A 22,191-nucleotide genomic window follows, 5' to 3' on the forward strand; every position below is an offset into this window, starting at 1 on the left:
AGGCGACATGTAAGCCATTCTGAAACAAAGACTTTCTGGACTTGGACCAGCTTGACGCGTCTCGGCCCCACGACCAATGATCGTCCGTGGGGGATCGGCGATGATCACGGGCGGAGACGACGAGCCGGGACGCCATCGCCCAGGGCCGCCGCCGGAGCTGTTCGAAAAGCTCGCTGACAACATCCCGCAGATGGCTTGGATCGCCGACGCGCAGGGCAAGGTGTACTGGTTCAACCGGCGCTGGCACGACTACATCGGAGCCGGCGCCGGAGAGGCGGGGTCCGGCTTTCGGGCGCTGCATGCCGATCATGCCGAACGCGTCGCGAGGAGCTTCCGCGCCGCGGTGGCCAGAGGGGGCGCTTGGGAGGACACCTTTCCCCTGCGCCGGTGGGATGGCGTCTACCGCTGGTTCCTGTCGCGCGCCGAGCCCGTCCGCGACCCGACAGGCGCGGTGGTCCACTGGTTCGGCACCAACACCGACGTGACCGAGGCGCGCGAGACGCAGGCCGCGCTGCGCGACGCCGCCGAGCGTGTGGAACTTGCCCTTGGCGCGGGCGCGATCATCGGCACGTGGTTCTGGGACCTGGTGGCCGACCGGTTCACGATCGACGAGCCGTTCGCGCTGGCCTTCGGCATCGACCCTTCGCGTGTCCACAACGGCCTGAACCTCGAGCAGGTGATCGAAACGGTCCACCCGGACGACAAGGCCGGTCTCCGTGAGGCCATCGCCGCCGCCATCGCGCGCGGCGGACCCTACGCTCACCAGTACCGGGTGCGGCGGTCGGACGGGAACTACTACTGGATCGAAGCCAACGGCCGGGTCGACCATGGCGCAGACGGGACGCCTCTCGCGTTCCCGGGGGTGCTGGTCGACCTGCAGGAACGCCGTGCGCTGCAGGAAGAACGCGACAGGGCGCAACGGCTTCTCGAGACGTTCACGCGCGCCCTGCCCGGGGTCGTCTACGCCAAGGATCTTCGGGGCGCGATGCTCGTCGCCAATCGGGGCGCGGCGGAACTGATCGGCAAGCCGCCCGAGTTCTTCATCGGCAAGACGGACGCCGAGTTCCTGGACTCGGCCGAGGAGGCCGCCGCGGTGATGGCCACGGACCGGCGCATCATGGAGACCGGCGTCGGCGAGCAGATCGAGGAGGAGGTCAGTCGTCCGGGGGGCGAGCGTACGATCTGGCTCTCCACGAAGGAGCCCCTCCGCGACGAGGCGGGCCAGGTGATCGGTCTGATCGGCTCGTCCGTGGACGTCACCGCCTGGAAGCGGACCGAGGAGGCTCGAGAGCTCCTGGCGCGAGAGGTGGATCACCGGGCGCGCAACGTGCTCACGATCATCCAGTCCGTCGTGAGGCTCACCGACGCCAGCGGCCCGGACGACCTGCGCGCCGTCATCAGCGGGCGCGTGGACGCGATCGCCAGGGCGCAGGGTTCGCTGGCCAAGAGCAACTGGGAGGGCGCCCGGTTCGAGGACGTGATCCGGCAGGAGCTGGCGGCGTGCGCGCGGGTCGAGCACGTCCACCTGGAGGGGCCCGACCTCTATCTCTCCGCCGAGCAGGTGCAGCCGCTCAGCATGATCGTCTACGAGCTCTCCACCAACGCCATGAAGTACGGCGCCCTATCGGCGCCTGAGGGCGCCGTCTCGATCCGCTGGACGGGGAGCGGGCGGGACTGGAAGCTCACCTGGACCGAGGCCGGAGGTCCCGTCGTGGCGCAGCCCACCCGGGCCGGCTTCGGCTCCCGCCTGATCGCCAACCTGGCGCGCCAGCTCGGCGGGGCCGCGACGTTCACGTGGGAGCCGACCGGCCTCGTCGCGGAGATCGAAGTGCGGCCTTGAGCCTGGCGCGTCTTGCTAGATCACAGTGAAGCTTCGGGTGGAAAGGGACTCGCGCTGAAGGGACTGTCCCGCGTCGGCAGCCTCAGAACCACCCAGCCGCCCTGAGGGGCGCCGCGTTCGAGCGGCTGATGGGAACCTTCAGCCCGCACCTGAGGGTGGCCTGGCCCCGGCCTCGCAGCCACTTCACGTCCGCGATGGCGTCCGCCGCCACCCACCAGGACCGATGGGTGCGGAAGCCGCGCGCGTCGGCCAGCTCGGCCAGGGCGTCCCGGAACCGGGCCGTGATCAGCTCGTCGCCGGCGTCGGTATGGACGCGCAGGTAGTGGTCCTCGGCCTCCACCGCGAGGAGCGCCGCCTCTCGCCGCTTGGCCGACAGGCGCTGTCGGAAGGCGGCCTCCGGATCCGTCCGCGGCGCGTCCGTCGTGACCGTCGGCGGCGGGGGCTCCGCCCAGGCGAGCTGGCGCAGGCACATGGCGGCGAACGAGACCACGAAGACCTGGAACCAGGGCTCGGCGATGTTGCCCGGCGTGAGGCGCATGCCCACCAGCCAGTGGTTCACCAGCGCCACCAGTCCCGTCACCAGCGGCGTCATCAGGGCGCTCACGGCCAGCAGGCGGGGCCAGAAGCCCGGCCAGGCGCGCCGGACCTGGGCGTCGATCAGGATGCCGATCACGCCGCCGCCCACCATGCAGAGCTGCCAGTAGACGAGGCGTTCGGGAAGCGAGCGCTCTGACGAGCCGAACGGCCCCAGCACGGCCATCACCGCGCCGACGGCGACCCAGAGGCCGAGATCGGCGGCCACGCGCATCCAGGGGCGGTCGAACAGCTTCGTCATCGCGTCCGGGGCGGATTCGTTCGCGCCGAGTCTGCCACGACTTGCGAAGCCGGAGGAACCGTTCGCGAAGCGGCGGCGCCGTTCGCGGTTTCGCGCCTTGGCGGCGAGGCCGTTCCCCGCAACCTCGCGGGCGTCTGCCGATGGAGCCCGCATGAATCGAACGACACAAGCCGCCGCCTGGGGCCTCGCCGCCTTCCTCAGCGTGGGCGTGGCGATCTTCTCCTACCGCCTGCTCGCGCCCGGGATGCCCTTCGTCTCGCCCGATATCGCGGGCAATCTCTTCGCGCGGCCCTGGCTGGTCCTGCATGCCGGCGGCGCGGCGACGGCGCTGCTCGTGGGCATGTTCCAGTTCCTGCCGGCCGTACGGCGTGTCGCGACGCTGCACCGCTGGCTCGGCCGCACCTACGCGACGGGTTGCCTCGTCGGCGGCGCCGCGGGCCTGGTCATGGCGTTCGGCACGACGGCGGGGCCGTTCGCGGGCCTGGGCTTCGGGCTCCTGGCCGTCTGCTGGATCTATGCGACGACCCAGGCCTGGCGTTTCGCGCGCGCGGGCCGCTTCGACGAGCATCGCCGGTGGATGATCCGCTCGTTCGCCATGACGTTCGGCGCCGTGACGCTGCGCCTCTACCTGCCGATGGGCCAGGCGCTCGGGATGAGCTTCATGGAGATCTACCGCCTCACGGCCTGGATCTCCTGGATCCCCAATCTCGTCCTGGTGGAACTCTGGATGCGCCGACGGGCGCTCTTGGCGGGCGTCGCCTCGGCCTGAGCGACCCTGCTGACATAGGCCTGTCAGCAGGCGTGGTGTTCAATGGCCGCTCCCCCATCCTGAGGAGCCTCCCATGTCCGGTCTCGTCTTCTACACCAACCCCATGTCACGCGGCCGCATCATCCGCTGGATGCTGGAGGAGGTGGGCCAGCCCTACGAGACGCGCGTGCTGCCCTGGGAGACCGGAGCCACGAAGTCACCGGAGTACCTGGCGATCAACCCCATGGGAAAGGTGCCGACCGTGGTTCACGACGGCGTCGTGATCACCGAGTGCGCCGCCATCTGCGCCTACCTGGCGGACGCCTTCCCGCAGGCGGGGTTGGCCCCGGCCCCCGCAAGCCGCGACCGCGGGCCTTACTACCGCTGGCTCTTCTTCGGCGCCGGCCCCATCGAGCAGATGGCGTCGTTCGCGGCCATGAAGATCGAGGTGCCCGAGGAACAACGCGGCATGGTCGGGTTCGGCTCGTCCGCCGACGTGCTGAACACCTTGGAGGGCGTGCTGCAGGACCGCGCCTTCCTCGCCGGGAACGCCTTCAGCGCCGCCGACCTCTACATCGCAGCGCACCTGTCCTGGGGAATGGACTTCGGCACGATCGAGAAGCGTCCCGCGTTCGAGGCCTATACGGCCCGCCACCTCGCCCGGCCCGCGGCCGTCCGCGCCAACCAGATCGACGATGCGCTGATCGCCGCCGCGCAGAAGGCTAGCGAGCCGGCTGAATGAGATCCCACCGGTTCCCGTAGAGATCCTCCCAGACCGCCACGGTCCCGTAGGGCTCGTGGCGGGGGGATTCCAGGAATCTGACGCCGGCCGCGGCCATCCTTCCCTGGTCGCGGCCGAAGTCGTCCGTCTCGAGGAACAGGAACACGCGGCCCCCGGCCTGGTCGCCGACGCCGCGATCGGACTTCGCCAGCAGCAGGCCGGCGTCCGACCCCTTCGGCCGCACCACCACCCAACGCTTGCCGCCGCCCATGTCGGCGTCCTCGACCAGCTCGAAGCCGACCTTGCCGACATAGAAGTCGAGCGCCTCGTCGTAGTCGCGGACGAGCAGGGCGGCGAGCGAGAGGCGCTGGGTCATGAGGCCCCCTTATCGTGCCCCGCCGCCTCCGCGAAGCCGCGGAAGCGGCGGCGGCCCCGACGCTGGTCTAGGCTCGCGCGCCCTGGGCGGCCTCCTCGGCCAGGCGGCCATGGAGTTCGCTCATGTGGTCGAAGTCGGCCTCGAACGCCCCTAGGCCCTGGGTCAGGCCGCGGAGCTCGGCGATCAGGTCCTGCCGCTCGCTCTGCGGCAGATAGGCCTCGATGCGTTCCCAGCCGCGCCAGTCCTCGCGCGGGGCGAGGCCCAGGATCTGGCCGCGGCGGGCCGTCAGAGCCGACGTCACGTGGCTGGCGCTGGGCGAGGGCGAATAGACCGTCAGCTTCTCGATCGGCTCCAGGAGGATGGTGCCGGTCGCGGCCATGGCCTCCTCGATCGCGAGCCGGCCCACGGTGCGGAACGCCATTTCGGACGAGTCCACGCTGTGGGTCTGGCCGTCGACGAGCGTCACCTCGAGGTCCGTCACCGGGAAGCCCTTGGGCCCCTTCGCCAGTCCGTCGCGCACGCCCATCTCCACCGCCGGAACCCACTGCTTGGGCACGGCGCCGCCCACGATCCTCGACTGGAAGACGAAGCCTGAACCGCGGGGGAGGGGTTTCACCTCGATGGTGACGTCGGCGAACTGGCCGTGGCCGCCCGACTGCTTCTTGTGGCGCGAGCGTTGCTGGGTGCCGCGCGCGAGGGTCTCGCGGTAGGGGGTGCGGGGCTGGACGGTGTCGATATCGACCCCGAAGCGCCGCTTCAGCCGCTCGAGGGCGAGCCGCACATGGCCTTCGCCCTGGCCCGCCAGAAGCACCTGCCGCTGCTCGGCGTCGTGCGTCAGCGAAAGCCCGGTATCCTCCTCGATGAGCTTGTTGAGGGCGCTCGAGAGGCGGACGTCGTCGTTGCGGCTCTTGGCCATGAGCGCGACGGCGAACAGCGGACGACGCGGGCGCGCGGCGGCCTTCACCGCCTGGGGGCGGCCCGTGGTCGACAGGATCTGCCCGGCGGCGGCCTGTTCGACCTTGCCGATGGCGACGATGTCGCCGATCTGCGCCTCGGCCACCTTGCGAAGGGCCGAGCCCTGCACCTGGCTGAGGCCGCCGGCGCGGCTGCGCGCCCCGTCGGCCAGCACGAGGTCGGCGCCGTCGGACAGCTTCGCGCCGAACGCGCGGGCGTAGGCGAGCTTGCCGGACTGGCCGGCGTAGGCCGTCTTCAGAACGTAAGCGCCGGTGGTGATCCCGAGGCGGTCGGCGGCCTTCTCCGCGGGCGGTGTCTCGTGCCGCAGCGCCTTCAGCAGCCGGCGGACGCCGAAGCCGTTGAGGGCCGAGCCGAAGAAGACGGGCACGATCAGTCCGTCGTTCATCTCCTGGACGAGGTCGGCGAACACCAGGTCCCGCGTGGGCGTGACGTCCGACAGCAGCTGTTCCATCAGCGCGTCGTCGAAATCGGCCATCTGCTCCAGCATGTGGAACCGCGCATCGGCCTCCTGCTGCTGGAGGTCGGAGGGGATGTCGACGAGTTGGGACGGCTTTTTCGGCTGGTAGACGTAGCAGCGCTCGAGGGCGAGATCGATGTAGCCGCTCACGCGGTCCCCGTTCCAGGTCGGGATCTGGCGCGCGACGAGCGGCGCGGACGAGACGGGGGCCAGGGCGTCCAACAGGTCCTGCAGGCTTCCCCGAGCCTGATCCATCTTGTTCACGAAGAGGGCGTGCGGCACGCCCAGGCGCTCGAGTTCGCGCAGCGTCGGCTGCAGCAGCACCGCCTTGGCGGGGTCGGGCTCGGCCACGACGATGGCGAGGTCCACGGCCGGCAGGGCCGGATCGATCTCGGCGCAGAATTCCAGGGATCCAGGACAGTCGACGACGACGTAGCGGTCGCCCATGAAGTCGAACCCGGCGAGGTTCAATTCGACGGAATGACCGCGGGCCCTGGCCTCGGGGCTGGAATCCCCCACCTCGCCGGGGCGAACGGCCTGGCCGGTCGCGGCTTCCAGCAGGGCCTCCAGAAGGGCGGTCTTGCCGGCGCTCGTGGGGCCGACGAGCGCGAGCGCCCGAACCGACCCCTTGTCTCGGATTGCCATGGACATTCTCCCATCACCTTCGGCGCTCAAGGCGCCCGGTGCCCGGGAGAGGTGAGAGCGCCTGAAGCGCAGGTTATGGGCGGTCGCCGACCGGTTCGGGCCGGTCCACGCCGCCCTTGAGGACAGACCCTACGCCCGCGGCTCAGGTCGGCAAGGCCCGTCGGTCGCGCGTTCAAGGAAATGTGAGCACGGCGCCGCCAGCGCGCGGCCCGTCAGTGCCGATCGCCCGCATCGGCCGGGGACTGCGGCTCCCGCGCGCGGCCTGCGTCGGAGGACTTGCGCCGGAGCATTCGCTGGCGCGTCAGGAGCACGGTGTAGAGCCGGTCGCGCTGGTGCTCGCCGACCGGCAGCGCCACGCGCGTGTGGCCGATCTCCACGTCCTGCTGCGCGTCCCCCAAGAGCTTGGTCATGGCCTGCGGCGAAACCTGCCAGAGGATGTGGATCAGATCGGCCGCCAGCAGTTCGAGGGTCGCCACGCGGGCGACCAGGTCCCTTTTGCTCGTGCGGATTTCGTCGGGCATGAGGGAGTCCGATACGCGGGTCACTAACGGCCCGACTCTGCCCCACGCGTCCTTAAGCGTTCGATAGCGCCGCGGCGCGCGCGTCGCAAAAGTTGCATTCGCTCGCGCCGGGGTCGGTGGACGGTCAGGCCGTGCGGGCGGCCGTGGCGCGGGCGATGTCCTTGGGGAGCGTGATGGCGGCGAGGAGGTAGTGCAGCCCGCCCCAGGCGTAGATCAGCACGTTCACCAGGATGCCGTTGCGGGTGCCCTCGGCCATGGCGCCCGAGCAGGCGGCCACGAGCTCGGCCGACGAGCCTGCCGGCGCCGCTCCGCCCTTGCACACCTCAAGGAAGCTGCCGGCCATGCCTTTGGCCGCGAAGGCCGCCTGGGCGAACTGGTCGATGCACCAGCCGCAGAAGGGCGGGCCCAGGCCCAGGCCGATCAGGTTGACGACGAAGAGGGTGATCGCGATGGCCGTGGCGCGCATGCGCGTGTCCATGGCGTTCTGCACCACGCCGAACGTGGGGCCCAGGTAGGTGTAGTGGAACACGCCCGGGATCAGCAGCAGCAGGATCGCGAGCTGCCAGGAGTCGCGCGTGTAGGCGTAGAGGTAGAGCGGCGTGGCCACGAAGAGGCCGATCGCCGGCACCAGGGCGTACCAGCGCAGGCTGCGCTTGCTGGCGAAGTCGGTGAGATAGCCCCCCACGATGGTGCCGGCTCCGTTCGACAGCCCCGCCACCAGCCCGGTGGCCATGCCGACCACCGCCAGGCCGAGGCCGAACTCGCGGATGAAGTAGGGCGCCGAGTAGGCCCCCACGGCGTAGCCGGCGAAGCTCGCCATGGTGAGCCCGGCCACCATGTGGAACATCCCCCAGCTGCCGAAGAGGCGGCCGGCCACGGCCAGGATCGACGGCGGCTTGTCGACGTCGTCGGCCAGCGACGGCAGGGGCGAGGGCTGGGCGGCCGCGCCGCCCGGAGCCTCCGCCAGGTTCTGCTCGGCCCAGTTGCGCGGCGGTTCCTTGACGACCAGCTTGATGGCGATGGCCACGAACACCCCGGGCAGGCCCACCATCATGAAGGCCGCCTGCCACGACAGGTTCTCGGCGATCCAGCCGCCCGCCATGGCGCCGAACATGGTGCCGAGCGGGATGCCGAAGGCGTAGACCGACAGCGCCGACGCGCGCTTCTTGGGTTCGAAATAGTCGCTGATCAGCGAGTGGGCGGGCGGCGACAGGCCCGCCTCGCCGACGCCCACGCCCACCCGATAGAGCAGGAGCTGGACGTAGCTGGTGGCCGTCCCGCAGAGCGCGGTGAAGCCTGACCACACCACGATGGCCACGGCGATGATGTTCACCCGGTTCGCCCGCTCGGCCAGCCGCGCGATCGGGATGCCGAGGGCGGTGTAGAGCAGCGCGAACGACAGGCCCGAAAGCCAACCCAGCTGCTGGTCGGTGAGCTGGAGGTCGGCTTTGATCGCGGTGGCGATCGTCGAGATGATCGTCCGGTCGATGAAGTTGAAGGTGTAGGCCAGCACCAGGAGGCCCAGGACCGCGTTGCGGTAGCCCGGCGAATAGGTGGGCGCGGCCGCGGGTGCGGGCGTGTCGGTCATGGATGCAGGCTCCCCCCAGCCGCCTCCGCGGAACGGCGGCGGCGCAACGGATCGCGACGTTAGCGGGGCGCGGCGCCTGGGGGTAGGGGGGAGGACGTTGCGTCACCGGCGCGCGGCGGGCGGGATCGGCCTCCGGCCTGCGATCAGGCCTCCGCCGCCATGTAGACGAAGCGGGCGACGAACAGGGCGGCCAGGGCGAAGAGCAGCCAGTCGGCGCGGGCGATGCGGCGCGTGGCGAGCTTCAGGACGGCATAGGCGATGACGCCGAAGGCGAGGCCGTTGGCGATGGAGAAGGTCAGCGGGATCGAGATCAGCGTCAGGAACGCGGGGATCGCGACCACGGGATCGTCCCAATCGATCTCGGTGAGGGCCCCCATCATCATGCTCCCGACCAGGATCAGGGCCGGCGCCGTCGCCGCGGCGGGGATCACGCCGGCCCAGGGCGCGACGAACAGGGTGGCGAGGAACAGCAGGCCCACGATCACCGCCGTGAGGCCGGTGCGGCCGCCCGCGGAGACGCCCGAGGCGCTCTCGATGTAACTGACCACCGTCGAGGTGCCGGCCAGCGAACCCACGACCGTCGCGCCGGCGTCGGCGAACAGGATCCGGTTGAGGCGCGGGATCGTGCCGTCCGCCCGCACCAGACCGGCCTTCTTCGAGACGGCGACCAGGGTGCCGACGTTGTCGAACAGGTCGACGAACAGGAAGACGAACAGGATTTCGAGCAGCGCCAGGCCCAGCGTGCCGCCGCCGATCCCGAGCGCGCCTGGGATGTCGAGCTGGAGCGCCGTGCCGGTCATGGCCTCGACCGAGTAGGGGGCCGGCTTCCATTCGGCGAGGCCCAGCGCCCACCCGAGCGCGGCGGTGGCGACGACGCCGATGAAGATCGCCCCGCGCACCTTGAGCGCCATCAGGATGGCCAGGATGGCGAGGCCCAGGAGCGCCAGCAGCACCGTCGGCGAGTGCACGTCGCCGAGGGTCACGAGAGTCGCGGGGTTGGCGACCACCAGGGCGGCCCCGCGCAGCCCAATGAACGCGATGAAGAGGCCGATGCCAGCCGCGATGGCCGAGAACAGGGCCCGCGGGATGGCGCTCACGATCAGCTGTCGCACCCCGGCGATCGTGAGCAGGAAGAAGAGGACGCCCGAGACGAAGACCAGGCCCAGCGCCGTCTGCCACGGGACGCCCATGGCCCCCACGACCGTGAAGGCGAAGTAGGCGTTCAACCCCATGCCGGGCGCGAGCGCGATCGGATAGTTGGCCAGGAAGCCCATCAGCAGGCAGCCGATCCCCGCCGCCAGGCACGTGGCCGCCGCCACGCCGGCCGCCGGCATCCCGGTGGTCGACAGGATCGCCGGGTTCACCAGCACGATGTAGGCCATGGTCAGGAAGGTCGTGGCCCCCGCCAGGGCCTCGGTGCGGACCGTCGTGCCGTTCTCGCGCAGGCGGAAGGTCGTCTCGAGAAAGCTCACGGCCGCGCTCCATCGGGCAGGGTGTCTGCGTAGCGGTCCCAGCCGGCCACGAGCGCGCGCACCACCGGCGCCCCGACGCGGTAGGCGGCCTCGACCCCGGCCTCGAGCCCGCCGTCGGCGAAGACGATGCGGTTCGGCTTGCCGGCGGGCGGGCGGGAATAGTTGCTGGCGGCGCGCAGGATCAGCACCCGGCGCGGATCGACCCGCCCGTCGCGGGCGTAGAGGCCAAGCGTGTCGAGCACCGCCTGGTCCTCGCCGTCGGTCATGGCGAAGACGCCCTGGCCGTCGGTCTGCAGCCGCACCCAGTCGCGGGCCCAGCGCGTCCGCAGCTCGCCATGCCAGAAGCGGACCGTGCCCAGGCTGGCCCCCACGAAGACGTGCGGCGGCCGCTGGGCCGCGGGCTCCTCGCGATAGCCGGCGCGGTCGGCGGCGAGCTTCGGATTGTCGGGCAGCTCGACGTTGCGCGTGAGCTGATAGGCCCAACGGGTCAGCCCCGGATCGAGCCGCCAGGCCATTCCACTGGCGTCGGCGCCGTCGCCCTTCTCGCCGGGGTCCCGGGCGTTGGGCGCGTACAGGCCCCAGGGCCAGCCGGCGATGATCTCGCGGTCGTCGATCTCGTAGAGCGGATCGGCGTCGACCACCCAGTCGGACCAGGCGGCGCTGCCGATCGAGCCCGTCCGCGGATCGACGCCGGCGATGCCCGCCATGAGCCAGTAGGCCCGGGTGAAGTCGAAGCGGGGATCCGAGATCACGGCCGCCAGCGAGGTCCGGGCGCGGCCGAACATGCCCGTGTTGATCACCAGGACACCGTCCTTCGTGATCCGGGCGGGCCGCGGGACGCCAGGGATGCGGATCGCCTCGGTCGCGGGATAGCGCTCGATCCAGAGCTGGAGCTCGCCCGCCGCGTCGCCCGTGTCGGCGCCGAGCTCGAAGGCCGTGACGACCACCACCTTGATGGGAATCGCCGCCGCCTGCGCCGCCGCAGGGGCCAGCAGGGCGGCGATCAGCGCAAGCACGCGAAACATCAGGAATCCCCCGGACCGACCGCATTCGTCGCCCCGCGCGGCGACGGCGGCAAGCCCTCAGGCGCCCGGGCGGGCGTGGGAGAGCTCGCCCATCAGGTAGGTGCGCGCGATGGCGCGGTCGTCTGCCAGAATCGACAGCATGAACAGCGTCTCGGCGAGCGACCGCGCCCGGGCGGCGCGGCGGGCGAGGAGGGGCGTGGCGGCGAGGTCGATGACCACGAAGTCGGCCTCCTTCCCGGGAGCGAGGTTGCCGACCCTGTCGTCGATGTGCAGCGCCCGCGCGCCGGCCAGTGTCGCCAGGTAGAAGGCGTGCAGAGGGTCCAGGTTGTCGCCCTGCAGCTGGCCCACCTTGTAGGCCTCGCCCATCATCTGCAGCAGCGAGAACGAGGCTCCGCCGCCGACGTCGCTGCCGAGGGCCGTGGTCACGCCGCAGGCGCAGGCGCGGCGCAGCGGGAAGAGGCCGCTGCCCAGCATCAGGTTGGACGAGGGGCAGAAGGCCACGGCGGCGCCCGCGTTGGCGAGCCGGCCGAACACCTCGTCCGAGGCATGGACGCAGTGGGCGAACACCGAGCGGGGCCCGACCAGGCCGAACCGGTCGTAGACGTCGAGGTAGTCGCGGGCCGCCGGGAACAGCTCGGCCACCCGCGCGATCTCCTGGGTGTTCTCCAGCAAGTGCGTGTGCACGAGCACGTCGGGGTGCGCCGCGGCCACCTCGCCGGCCATGGCGAGCTGGGCGTCGCTGGAGGTCACCGCGAACCGCGGGGTGACGGCGTAGCCCAGACGGCCCCGACCGTGCCAGGCGCGGATCAGGGCCTCGGTGTCGGCGCGGCCGGTCTCGACGGTGTCGGTGAGGCCCGCCGGCGCATGGCGGTCCATCAGCACCTTGCCCGCGATGAGCCGCATGTTGCGCGACAGCGCCGCTTCGAACAGCGCCTCGGCCGACACCTTGTGGACGGTGCAGAAGGCCAGCGCCGAGGTGGTCCCGCTGGCCAGGAGCTGATCGAGGAAGACCTGCGCCACCGCGTCGGCGTGGGCGCGGTCGGCGAAGGCCTGCTCGGCCGGGAAGGTATGGGTCTCCAGCCAGTCGAGCAGCTGGGTCCCCCACGCCGCGATCACGTCGACCTGCGGATAGTGGACGTGAGCGTCGACGAAGCCGGGGGTGATCAAGCAGCCCGGCAGGTGGGTGAGCGGAATGTCGGCGGGAAGGGTGGGGGCGAGCTCGTCGAAGGCGCCGAAGGCCGCCACGTGGCCGTCCTCCACCACCAGCAGGCCGTCGGGGTGGTGCGCCAGGGCCTCGGCTGCGGGCGTCCGCGACGGGTCGTCCAGCATGTGCGCAAGGGCGGCGCGGAACGCCCGGCGGCTCATGGGGCGACGCCGATCCAGTCGGCGGGGGCGAGCTCGAGCTCGTCGAGGTTGTCGCCGGGGCCCTCGCGGTCGACGACCAGGAAGTCGCTCTCGGCCTCGAGGGCCAGCAGGAAGTGGTGCCAGGTCCCGCGGGCGTAGTTCACGCCCTGCGTCGCCGCCGCGCGGAACAGGCGCACGCGCGCCGGATCGAAGTCGCCCGGCGGGGCCACGGCCACAAGGAACGGGCGCCCGGAAAGCGGCATGAAGGCCTGGCTGCCCAGCGGGTGGCGTTCGAACACCTTCAGCACCGGTGGCGTCAGGGGCTTGCTGCGGAAGATGCTGATGATCGCGCGGCCGTCGCCCACCGCCACGTCGGCGAGGGCGTTGAAGCGCGTGGTCCAGCCGTAGTTGATGGGCATCGCCTCGGCCGCATCGGTCGCCTCGATCACGTCGCCGAAGGGCGCGAAGGCGTCGGCGGTCAGCGGCTCCGGGGCGAGGCTACGCACGCACAGCGCTCACAGCTTCGCGCCCGCCTTGATCCACGCGCCCAGCCGGGCGCGCTCGTCGGCCGTCATGCCGGTCTCGTTGCCCTGCGGCATGGAGGTGGTGGCGACCGCGCGCTCGTAGATGCGCTGGGCGTGCTTCTGCAGGCCCTCGGCGGTGTCGAACATGGCGCCGTTGGGCGCCACCGGAACGCCGCGGTGGGTGGGCGCGGCCGCGTGGCAGGCGACGCAGTGGCGGTCGACGATGGCGCGCACCTCGGCGTACGCGGGAACGGCCACGGCCTGCGCCGGCTGTGGCCGCGCGCTCGCGTTCAGGACGGCGACGGTGACGAAGGCGAGCGCGCCGTAGGCCAGCCACTGCGGCTCGACATGCCCGGCGTTCTTGCGGTTGAAGAAGTGGCGGATGGCCCATCCGGCGATCCCGAGCCCCGCGAGCCACAGCCAGTTCAGCGGCGCGGCGTAGATCATCGGATAGTGGTTGCTGATCATGATGAACAGCACCGGCAGGGTCATGTAGTTGTTGTGGACGCTGCGCTGCTTGGCCTGCTTGCCCAGCGCCGGATCGGGGGTCTCGCCGGCGAGGACCTGGGCCACCACCTTCCGCTGGTTCGGAATGATGACCATGAAGACGTTGGCGGCCATGACCGTGCCGATGATCGCGCCCACGTGCATGAAGCCGCCGCGGTCGGCGAACACGCGGGTCAGGCCGTAGGCTGCGGCCGTCAGAAGAAGGAACCACAAGATACTGAAAAGACGAAGGTCCTGCCCGATCGGAGAGCGGCAGAGGGCATCGTAGGCCAGCCAGCCCACGACGAGGCTGGCGAGTCCGAGGCCCACGGCCTGCCAGGTCGCGAGGTCGGCCTTCGTGCGGTCGATGAGGTTGAGGTCCGCCCCCACGTAGAACATCAGGCCGAGCAGCAGGAAGCCCGAGATCCAGGTGGTGTAGGCCTCCCATTTGAACCAGTGCAGCTCCTCGGGCATGCCGGCCGGCGCCACCATGAACTTCATCTGGCGGTAGAAGCCTCCGGAGTGGACGCTCCAGAGTTCGCCCGCGATGCCTTCCGGCGCGTCGTCGGGCTTCTTCAGGTGGCTGTCCAACCACATGAAATAGAACGACGATCCGATCCAGGCGATGCCGGCCGTCAGGTGCAGCCAACGGATCGCGAGATTGGTCCAGGCCTCAAGCTCGGCCATCACGGCGCCGGCTCCTCCACCAGTTGCAGCAACTGGGCCGCGACGCTGACGGCGATCACCTCGGGCGCCTTGCTCTTCAGCGTCGGGATGCCGATGGGCGAGGTGAGGCGGGCGAGGTCGCCGTCGCCGAAGCCGTCGGCCCGCAGCCGGCTCTCGAACCGCGCCCGCTTGGTGGCCGAGCCGATGAGGCCCAGGTAGCGGAACCGCCCGTTGCGCAGCGCCGCGCGGACGAGCCGGTAGTCCAGCTCGTGGCTGTGGGTGAAGATGGCGAACAGCGTGTCCGGCGGCGCGGCCTCGACCGCCGCCTCGAGCTCGTCCTCGGACAGGATCACGGCCTGCGTGCCGCCGGCTTCGGGCCGAAGGTCCTCGCGGCTGGCCAGCCAATCCAGGTGAAAGGGCAGGGGCGCGAACGCCCGCGCCACGGCCTGGCCGACGTGCCCTGCGCCGAAGATCACGAGACGGGGGAGCCTGGGGCGGATGGCTTCGGAAATGGTGCGGACCTCCGGGATCGGCGTGCGCGGACTGTCCGAGGGGACCGCCACAGGCTCGACCGTGCGCTGCATCGCGCCGTCCGCAAAGCGTGCGGTCAAGGCAAACGGCGTCGTCCGCGCCGCCGCCGGCTCCAGCCAGCCCAGGCATTCGGCATCCAGCCGCTCGATCAGCAGCCGAACGTGGCCGCCGCAGCACTGGCCCAGCATCGGGCCCAGGGGATAGTCCTGCAGCGCGTGACGGCGGGCGTCCTGGGCCAGCAGGCGGCGTCCCTGCTCCAGCCCCTGCCGCTCCAGCGAACCGCCGCCGATCGTGCCGGTGAACCGGTCGGGCCAGACCAGCATCCGCGCGAACGTCTCCCGCGGCGTCGAGCCCTGCGCGCCGACGATGGTGACCATGGCGAGCGGCTCGCCGCGCCGGACGGCGGCGAGCGCGCCGCGGATCCACTCAGCCACCGGCGCGCCTCCGGACATTGTCGACGGCGGCCAGGATGCGCTCGGGCGTGGCGGGCGCATCGAGGTCGGGCATGACGCGGTGGCCGCCCACGCTGGCGACGGCGTCGGTCAGCGCCGAGAAGACCGAGATCGCCAGCATCAGCGGCGGCTCGCCCACGGCCTTCGAGCGATGGATCGTCGGCTCGCGGTTCTCTCCGCCCGACCAGATGGCGATGTTGAACGCGTCGGGCCGGTCGCCGGCAGTCGGGATCTTGTAGGTGGACGGCGCATGGGTGCGGAGCCGTCCGGCGCCGTCGAACACCAGCTCCTCGGTCGTGAGCCAGCCCATGCCCTGGACGAAGCCGCCCTCGATCTGGCCGAGGTCGATGGCCGGGTTCAAGGACCGGCCCACGTCGTGGAGGATGTCCACGCGGGTCACCCGGTTCTCGCCCGTCAGGGTGTCGATCGCGACCTCGGAGCAGGCGGCGCCGTAGGCGAAGTAGTAGAACGGCCGGCCCTTGTGGTTGACGCGGTCGTAGCGGATGTCCGGGGTCCGGTAGTACCCGGCGGCCGAGAGCGAGATGCGGGCCACGTAGGCCTGGTTCACGAAGTCGCGGAACGAGAGCAGCTCGCGCCCGACCTGGACGCCGTCGGGCGTGAAGACCGGGTCGTGGCCGAAGTTCGAACGCGCCCAGCCGGACAGGCGCGCCTTGATCTGCTCGCAGGCGTCGAGCGCGGCCATGCCGTTAAGGTCGCTGCCCGAAGAGGCGGCTGTGGCCGAGGTGTTCGGCACCTTGTCGGTCCGCGTCGAGGTGATGCGCACCGACGCGAGAGGGACCTGAAAGGCGTCGGCGACCACCTGGGCGACCTTGATGTTCAGCCCCTGGCCCATCTCGGTCCCGCCGTGGTTCAGGTGGATCGAGCCGTCGGTGTAGACGTGGACCAGGGCGCCGGCCTGGTTCAGGTGGGTGGTGGTGAACGAGATGCCGAACTTCACCGGCGTCAGCGCGAGACCCCGCTTCAGGTGCGGATGGCCGGCGTTCCAGGCCCTCACCGCCGCGCGGCGTGCGCGGTAGCCGCACGACTCGGCGAGTTCGCGCATGATCGGGTCGATCACGGCGTCCGTCACCGTCTGGCCGTACGGCGTCAGGTCGCCGGCCACGCCGTAGAGGTTGGCGAGGCGCACATCCAGCGGGTCCTGGCCCAGCGACAGCGCCACCGCGTCCAGGGCGCGTTCGATGGCCATCATCCCCTGCGGGCCGCCGAAGCCGCGGAAGGCGGTGTTCGACACCGTGTGCGTGCGGGCGCGATGCGAGACGATCTCGGCGGCGGGCAGGGCATAGGCGTTGTCGGCGTGGAACATCGCCCGGTCGTTGATCGCGTGCGACAGGTCGGCCGAGAACCCGCAGCGCGAGGCGAACTCGAACCGGGCGCCCTGCAGGCGGCCTTGCCCGTCGAAGCCCACCGACCAGTCGATCTCGAAGTCGTGGCGCTTGCCGGTCATGACCATGTCGTCGTCGCGGTCGAGGCGGATCTTCGCGGGACGACGGGTGACACGGGCCGCCAGCGCCGCCATGGCCGCCCACTGGACCGACTGGGTCTCCTTGCCGCCGAAGGCGCCGCCCATCCGCCGCACCTCGACGGTGATCGCCGCATCGGGGCAGCCCAGCACGCGGGCCAGGATGTGCTGGGTCTCGGTCGGATGCTGGGTCGAGGTCCACACGTGGAGGTCCGCGCCCTCGCCCGGGATGACCAGGGCGACCTGGCCTTCGAGGTAGAAGTGCTCCTGCCCGCCCACCTGCAGACGACCCGAAAGGACGTGCGGTGCAGCCTCAAGGGCGGCCGCGGCGTCGCCCAGGCGCATGGTCTGGGTCGGCTCGATCAGCGATCCGGCCGCAACCGCGGCGTCGGCCGTGAGCCACGCGGGGAGGTCCTCGTAGTCGACGACGGCGAGGGCTGCGGCCGCCCGCGCCTTCGGAAGCGTTTCGGCGGCGACGCAGAACAGGGCCTGGCCGACGAACTTCACCTCGCCCTCGGCGAACAGGGGATCGTCGCCGGCGAAGGGGCTTATGTCGTTCTTCCCCGGGACGTCCGCCGGGGTCAGCACCGCCACGACCCCGGGCGCGGCGCGGACGGCCGACAGGTCCAGCCGGGTCACGCGCGCATGGGCCCGCGCGCTCTGCCCCACGGCCAGGTGGAGCAGGCCGGGCGGCTCGGGGATGTCGTCGATGTAGAGCGCCTCGCCGGAGACATGGCGGGGGGCGCTGTCGTGGCCGATCGGCGCGTGCAGCACCGGGCTGGGGCGGGCGGCGCCGGAGTCAGCCATCGCCGCCTCCAGGGACCGACGTCGGCGGCCCGTTGTGGCGAGAGCCCCTCACGCGGAAACGGCCTCCAGGTCCTGGAGGCGATCGCCGCCGGCCGCTTCGACGAACGCGCGCCGCAGCAGGTTGCGGGCGGCTTCCAGGCGGTAGCCGGCCGAGGCGCGCATGTCGGTGATGGGCGTGAAGTCGTCCGCGAGGACCTCGGCGGCGGTCTCGACCGTCGCGGCGGTCCAGGCCCGGCCGGCGAGGGCGGCCTCGGCCCGTGGCGCGCGCTTCGGCGTCGCGGCCATGCCGCCGAAGGCGATCCGCGCGTCGGTGACCTGACCGGCCTGCAGGCCCACCGAGAGACCGAGGCATACCGCGGAAATGTCCTGGTCGAAGCGCTTGGAAAGCTTGGCGATATGGACGACCCGGCCCGGCGGCGGCTTCGGGACCGTCACCGCCTCTACGAACTCGCCCGGTCGCCGGTCCTGCCGGCCGTAGTCGAGGAAGTAGGCCTCCAGCGGCAGTTCGCGCCGCGCCGACCCCCGGCGAAGGACGAGCGTCGCGCCGGCCGCGATCAGGGCGGGCGGCATGTCGCCGATCGGCGAGCCGTTGGCGATGTTTCCGCAGACGGTCCCGAGGTTGCGGACCTGCAGGCCCCCCAGGCGGCGCAGCAGGCCGTCGAACGCCGGGTGAAGCGACGCCAGCGCGGCGTGGGCGTCGGCGTAGCGCGCCGCCGCGCCGATCCGGACGGCATCGCCCAGGTCCTCGATCCGCTTCAGGTCGGCGCACTCGTTGAGCGAAACCACGGTGGGCAGGACGCGCCGCTGCTTGGTGACCCACAGGCCCACGTCCGTGCCGCCGGCGAGAACCGTGGCGTCCGGGTTGGCCTCCAGCACCGCCGCCAGTTCGTCCGCCGAGCGTGGCGCGTAGAACCGGCGGGCCCCGTGCTCCAGCGCGAGGCTTTCGGCCGGCCGGATCGCGGCGAGGGCGTCGGCGATGTCCGGCTCGGGCGTCCGCCCCATGGCCTGACCGGCGGCCAGGATCGGTCCGTAGCCGGTGCAGCGGCAGAGGTTTCCCGCCAGGGCGTCCTTCAGGGACGGGGTGTCGGCGGGCGCGCCCTCGCGCTGCAGGGCATAGAGGCTCATCACGAACCCGGGCGTGCAGAAGCCGCACTGGCTGGCGTGCGAGTCGACCATGGCCTGTTGCACCGGATGCAGCGAGCCCTCGCGCCCGAGGCTTTCCACGGTGAAGAGCGCCCGGCCGTCCAGCATCGGGGCGAAGAGGATGCAGGCGTTCACGGCGCGGAAGCGGACCCGGCCGTCCTCGAGCTCGCCCAGGACCACGGTGCAGGCGCCGCAGTCCCCCTCGGCGCAGCCCTCCTTCGTGCCGGTGCGGCGCAGGTGATAGCGCAGCAGATTCAGGACGGTAAGGGTGGGGTCCGTGTCGGCCGGGAGCTCGTGCACCGCGCCGTCGAGCAGGAAGCGGATCGGCCGCGCCATCCTAGCTGCCCCGGTAGGTGGAGTAGGCGAAGGGGCTGACCAGCAACGGGACGTGATAGTGCCCGCCGGTCTCGGTGACGTTGAAGTCGATGACCACCGTCTCGAGGAACGAGGGCTCGGGAAGCGGTGCGCCCATATCGCGGAAATACTCGCCCACGCGGAACTCGAGACGATAGCCGCCCGGTTCCAGGTCAGGTCCGGCAAGCAGCGGTCCGTCGAGTCGTCCGTCCAGGTTGGTCACCGCGTCCGTCAGCACCCTGTCGCCGCGCAGGAGGCGAAGGGACATTCCGGCGGCGGGCCGTCCATGCATGGTGTCCAGAACGTGGGTGGTCAGGCCGCTCATTTGAGTTCCGTGGTCGGCCGTCCAAAATCCGCGCACGGGCGGCGAATTGCAACTGCGCCGCGGGATTGCGAGGCTGCACGCCCGGTGAAGCCTGCTAAGCGATCATCCATGCCCGAGACGTCCTATCCGCGCGACCTCATCGGCTACGGGAAGGACCCGCCGCACGCGAAGTGGCCCGGCGGAGCGCGGGTCGCGGTCCAGCTGGTGCTGAACTACGAGGAGGGGGGCGAGAACTCGGTGCTGCACGGCGATGCGGGCGCCGAGACCTTCCTGTCCGACATGATCAACCCCGCGCCCGTCCCGGGCGCGCGCCACATGAGCATGGAGCAGATCTACGAATACGGCAGCCGGGCCGGGGTCTGGCGGCTGCTGCGCCTGTTCGAGCGATACGGCGTGCCGGTCACCGTGTTCGGGGTCGCCATGGCCATGGAGCGCAACCCCGCCGTCGTCGAGGCCATGCTGGAAGCCGGCCACGAGATCGCCAGCCACGGATGGCGCTGGGTCAGCTACCAGGACATCGACGAGGCCGTCGAGCGCGAGCACATGGCCCGGGCCATCGAGATCCACCGGCGGCTGACGGGCGAGCGGCCGCTGGGCTGGTACACCGGCCGGACCAGCCCCAACACCCGCAGGCTCGTCGCCGAGGAGGGCGGGTTCCTCTACGACGCCGACGACTATTCCGACGATCTTCCGTTCTGGACGAGGGTTGGGGCCCGGCCGCACCTGATCGTGCCGTACACGCTGGAAGCCAACGACATGCGCTTTTCCGGCACGGGCCTGAACACCGGCGAGCAGTTCTTCTCGTACCTCAAGGACGCGTTCGACGTCCTCTATGCGGAAGGCGCCGAGCGCCCGAAGATGATGAGCGTCGGGCTGCATGCCCGCATCGTCGGGCGGCCGGGCAAGATGGCGGGGCTGGAGCGGTTCCTCCGCTACGCGCTGGACCATCCGGACGTCTGGTTCGCCCGCCGAATCGAGATCGCGCGCCATTGGCGCGAGGTCCATCCGTACGCAGGATAGGCGCATGGATTTCCGGACCTGCTACGTCGCCTTCGAGACCCGCGCCGACCCGCCGCTGACCGTCGCGGGGCGACTGGACGCGCCACTGGGCGACGGCGCCACGCCGCCGGCGCGGGTTCCGGCGGTGGTCATCTGCCACGGCTCGGACGGCGTCGACGCGCGCGGGCGCTTCCACGCCCAGGCGCTGCAGGCGGCGGGGTTCGCGACCCTGGAACTCGACATGTGGTCGGCCCGCGGGACCGTGCGCGGCGCGCCGGGACGGCCGAAGACCGTGCCCGAGACCCTGCCGGACGCCTTCGCGGCGCTCTCGTTCCTGGCCCGCCAGCCCGAGGTGGACCCGCGGCGGATCGCCATCATGGGCTTCTCGTGGGGCGGGGTGGTCAGCGTCCTCTCCGCCACCCGCCGCTACGCCGACGCGCTGGCCGAGCCGGGCCTGGGCTTCGCGGCCCACGCGGCCTTCTACCCGGTGCTGTGGAGCTACAACCGCGCGCCCGGCCACGAGCTGCGCGGCCTGACCGGCGCCCCGGTGCTGATCCACGCGGGCGCGGCCGACGCCTACGATACGCCGGAGGTCTGTGAAGGCTTCCTGGCGGGCCTCGATCCCGCCGATCGGACGCATGTGGAGCTGGTGGTCCATCCGGGCGCGACCCATGCCTTCGACAGGGACATGCCGGCCAAGACCGTCCACGACCCCTACGCCCACAACGGCAAGGGCGGCGAGGTGCGGTTCGAGTTCGATCGCGCGGCCGCCGAGGCGGCGCGGGCGCGGGTGGTCGACGTATTCCGCGCGGCGTTCGGGAAGATCGCCCCGTGACCCGGCCGTCGGCATTGTCGCGCGAGGCGTTCGTCGCGCGCTTCGGGCCGGTCTACGAGGCCTCGCCCTGGGTCGCCGAGGGGGTGTGGCCGAATCCGCCGGACGACCTCGAGGGCCTGGCGGCCGCGATGGCCGCCGTGGTGGACGCCGCGCCGCGCGAAGCCAGGCTGGCCTTGATCCGCGCCCATCCGCAGCTGGCCAGCCGCGCGAAGATGGCCGAGGCGTCGGTGCGCGAGCAGGCGGGCGCGGGCCTGGACGCCTGCAGCCCGGAGGAGTTCGCGGCCTTCCAGCGCCTCAACGGCGCGTACGACGCCCGCTTCGGCTTTCCCTTCATCTACGCCGTGAAGGGCGCGGGCCGGGCGGAGATCCTGGCGGCGTTCGAGGCCCGGCTGGCGAACGATCCGGACGCGGAGTTCGCCACCGCCATCGCCCAGATCCATCGCATCGCCCGCTTCCGCCTTGCCGACCTCCTCGAGAGCGCCTGAATGTTCGAAGACATCCGCCGCAGTTTCGTCGACCTGGCCCAGCCGCGGCTGGGCTCTGAAGTGGTGTACGCCACCGACGACTTCTTCGCCGACAAGGCCCGCCTGATCTCGCCGACGGAGCCGGTGTTCATCCCCGGCAAGTACGACGAGAACGGCAAGTGGATGGACGGCTGGGAGAGCCGCCGCAAGCGCACGCCGGGCCACGACTGGTGCGTGGTGAAGCTGGGCGTTCCCGGGATCATCGCCGGCTTCGAGATCGACACCCGGCACTTCACCGGCAACTACCCGCCGGGCGCCGAGCTGGAGGTGTGCGTGTCGGACCAGGCCGTGCCGGACGAGGCCGCGGGGTGGGTCAAGGTGACGCCGCGGCTGGCGCTCAACGGGAACGACCGGCAGTGGTTCGCGGTCGATCACGCCCGGCCGGCCACGCACGTGCGGCTGCACATCTTCCCCGACGGCGGCGTGGCGCGCCTGCGCGTCTGGGGCCGCGTCGACCCCGACTGGTCGAAGGTGGCCGACGCCGAGGTCATCGATCTGCTCGCCATGGGCTGGGGCGG

Annotated in this window: 20 protein-coding genes and 1 pseudogene; 7 read left to right on the forward strand and 14 right to left on the reverse strand. The window is 71.4% G+C overall.

Annotated features, from left to right (window positions below; all coding sequences use genetic code 11):
• Positions 1–100: 100 nt before the first annotated feature.
• Positions 101–1,840 (forward strand): PAS domain-containing protein, encoded by a 1,740-nt coding sequence (locus tag JNK30_RS04845; RefSeq protein WP_293480714.1) that lies wholly within the window; start codon positions 101–103, stop codon positions 1,838–1,840.
• Between the two features lie 82 nt (positions 1,841–1,922).
• Here JNK30_RS04845 and JNK30_RS04850 read toward each other — a convergent pair whose 3' ends face one another.
• Positions 1,923–2,675, reverse strand: a complete 753-nt coding sequence (locus JNK30_RS04850; protein ID WP_293480715.1) for a LytTR family DNA-binding domain-containing protein — start codon at positions 2,673–2,675, stop codon at positions 1,923–1,925.
• Positions 2,676–2,826: 151 nt separating this feature from the next.
• Between JNK30_RS04850 and JNK30_RS04855 the strand changes: the two genes are divergently transcribed.
• Both JNK30_RS04855 and JNK30_RS04860 read left to right on the forward strand, forming a co-directional pair.
• A complete protein-coding gene (locus JNK30_RS04855) occupies positions 2,827–3,444 on the forward strand; it encodes a DUF2306 domain-containing protein (protein WP_293480716.1) in 618 nt (205 codons plus the stop codon).
• Positions 3,445–3,517: 73 nt separating this feature from the next.
• Positions 3,518–4,165, forward strand: a complete 648-nt coding sequence (locus JNK30_RS04860) for a glutathione S-transferase family protein (RefSeq protein ID WP_293480718.1) — start codon at positions 3,518–3,520, stop codon at positions 4,163–4,165.
• Here the strand turns inward: JNK30_RS04860 and JNK30_RS04865 are convergent.
• The 13 genes from JNK30_RS04865 to uraH form a co-directional block, all read right to left on the reverse strand.
• Positions 4,146–4,520, reverse strand: coding sequence for a VOC family protein (locus tag JNK30_RS04865; RefSeq protein WP_293480719.1), 375 nt, complete (start codon positions 4,518–4,520; stop codon positions 4,146–4,148). The genes JNK30_RS04860 and JNK30_RS04865 overlap by 20 nt on opposite strands.
• A gap of 67 nt (positions 4,521–4,587) precedes the next feature.
• A complete protein-coding gene (locus tag JNK30_RS04870; protein WP_293480720.1) occupies positions 4,588–6,597 on the reverse strand; it encodes an elongation factor G in 2,010 nt (669 codons plus the stop codon).
• Positions 6,598–6,809: 212 nt separating this feature from the next.
• Positions 6,810–7,118: a hypothetical protein gene (locus JNK30_RS04875; RefSeq protein ID WP_293480722.1), complete on the reverse strand. Its 309-nt coding sequence runs from the start codon at positions 7,116–7,118 to the stop codon at positions 6,810–6,812.
• Between the two features lie 124 nt (positions 7,119–7,242).
• Complete coding sequence (locus JNK30_RS04880; protein ID WP_293480724.1) at positions 7,243–8,706, reverse strand: MFS transporter; 1,464 nt, start codon at positions 8,704–8,706, stop codon at positions 7,243–7,245.
• Between the two features lie 143 nt (positions 8,707–8,849).
• Positions 8,850–10,178 (reverse strand): NCS2 family permease, encoded by a 1,329-nt coding sequence (locus tag JNK30_RS04885; protein WP_293480726.1) that lies wholly within the window; start codon positions 10,176–10,178, stop codon positions 8,850–8,852.
• Positions 10,175–11,203 (reverse strand): purine nucleoside permease, encoded by a 1,029-nt coding sequence (locus JNK30_RS04890; protein ID WP_293480728.1) that lies wholly within the window; start codon positions 11,201–11,203, stop codon positions 10,175–10,177. Before JNK30_RS04890 ends, JNK30_RS04885 begins: the two co-directional genes overlap by 4 nt.
• Positions 11,204–11,260: 57 nt before the next feature.
• Complete coding sequence (gene guaD / locus JNK30_RS04895; RefSeq protein WP_293480730.1) at positions 11,261–12,568, reverse strand: guanine deaminase; 1,308 nt, start codon at positions 12,566–12,568, stop codon at positions 11,261–11,263.
• Positions 12,565–13,053, reverse strand: a complete 489-nt coding sequence (locus tag JNK30_RS04900) for an ureidoglycolate lyase (RefSeq protein ID WP_293480732.1) — start codon at positions 13,051–13,053, stop codon at positions 12,565–12,567. The genes guaD and JNK30_RS04900 overlap by 4 nt, the downstream gene beginning before the upstream one ends.
• A 9-nt stretch (positions 13,054–13,062) precedes the next feature.
• Positions 13,063–14,244 (reverse strand): urate hydroxylase PuuD, encoded by a 1,182-nt coding sequence (locus JNK30_RS04905; protein ID WP_367118730.1) that lies wholly within the window; start codon positions 14,242–14,244, stop codon positions 13,063–13,065.
• Positions 14,244–15,188 carry a xanthine dehydrogenase accessory protein XdhC gene (xdhC, locus tag JNK30_RS04910; RefSeq protein WP_293480736.1) on the reverse strand — a complete coding sequence of 315 codons (945 nt, stop codon included), beginning with the start codon at positions 15,186–15,188 and terminating at the stop codon, positions 14,244–14,246. Before xdhC ends, JNK30_RS04905 begins: the two co-directional genes overlap by 1 nt.
• Positions 15,181–17,493: a xanthine dehydrogenase molybdopterin binding subunit gene (gene xdhB / locus JNK30_RS04915; RefSeq protein WP_293480738.1), complete on the reverse strand. Its 2,313-nt coding sequence runs from the start codon at positions 17,491–17,493 to the stop codon at positions 15,181–15,183. Before xdhB ends, xdhC begins: the two co-directional genes overlap by 8 nt.
• Before the next feature lie 48 nt (positions 17,494–17,541).
• On the reverse strand, positions 17,542–18,972 hold the full coding sequence (gene xdhA, locus JNK30_RS04920; RefSeq protein WP_293480740.1) for a xanthine dehydrogenase small subunit: 1,431 nt from the start codon (positions 18,970–18,972) through the stop codon (positions 17,542–17,544).
• Position 18,973: 1 nt separating this feature from the next.
• Entirely contained in the window at positions 18,974–19,315 is a 342-nt protein-coding gene (gene uraH, locus JNK30_RS04925) for a hydroxyisourate hydrolase (protein ID WP_293480742.1), read from the reverse strand.
• A 108-nt stretch (positions 19,316–19,423) separates the two neighbouring features.
• On the opposite strand from uraH, the gene puuE reads away from it, so the two are divergent.
• From puuE to JNK30_RS04945, 4 genes and pseudogenes are all read left to right on the forward strand, one after another.
• The gene (gene puuE / locus JNK30_RS04930; RefSeq protein ID WP_293480744.1) at positions 19,424–20,335 is read left to right on the forward strand and encodes an allantoinase PuuE; all 912 of its coding nucleotides are present in this window, start codon (positions 19,424–19,426) and stop codon (positions 20,333–20,335) included.
• 4 nt (positions 20,336–20,339) lie between these two features.
• On the forward strand, positions 20,340–21,149 hold the full coding sequence (locus JNK30_RS04935) for a dienelactone hydrolase family protein (RefSeq protein WP_293480746.1): 810 nt from the start codon (positions 20,340–20,342) through the stop codon (positions 21,147–21,149).
• On the forward strand, positions 21,146–21,634 hold the full coding sequence (gene uraD / locus JNK30_RS04940; RefSeq protein ID WP_293480748.1) for a 2-oxo-4-hydroxy-4-carboxy-5-ureidoimidazoline decarboxylase: 489 nt from the start codon (positions 21,146–21,148) through the stop codon (positions 21,632–21,634). The genes JNK30_RS04935 and uraD overlap by 4 nt, the downstream gene beginning before the upstream one ends.
• A pseudogene (locus JNK30_RS04945) lies at positions 21,635–22,191 on the forward strand (hypothetical protein); the annotation flags it as partial.

The organism is Phenylobacterium sp. (assembly GCF_016793225.1).
Taxonomy (GTDB): Bacteria; Pseudomonadota; Alphaproteobacteria; order Caulobacterales; family Caulobacteraceae; genus Phenylobacterium.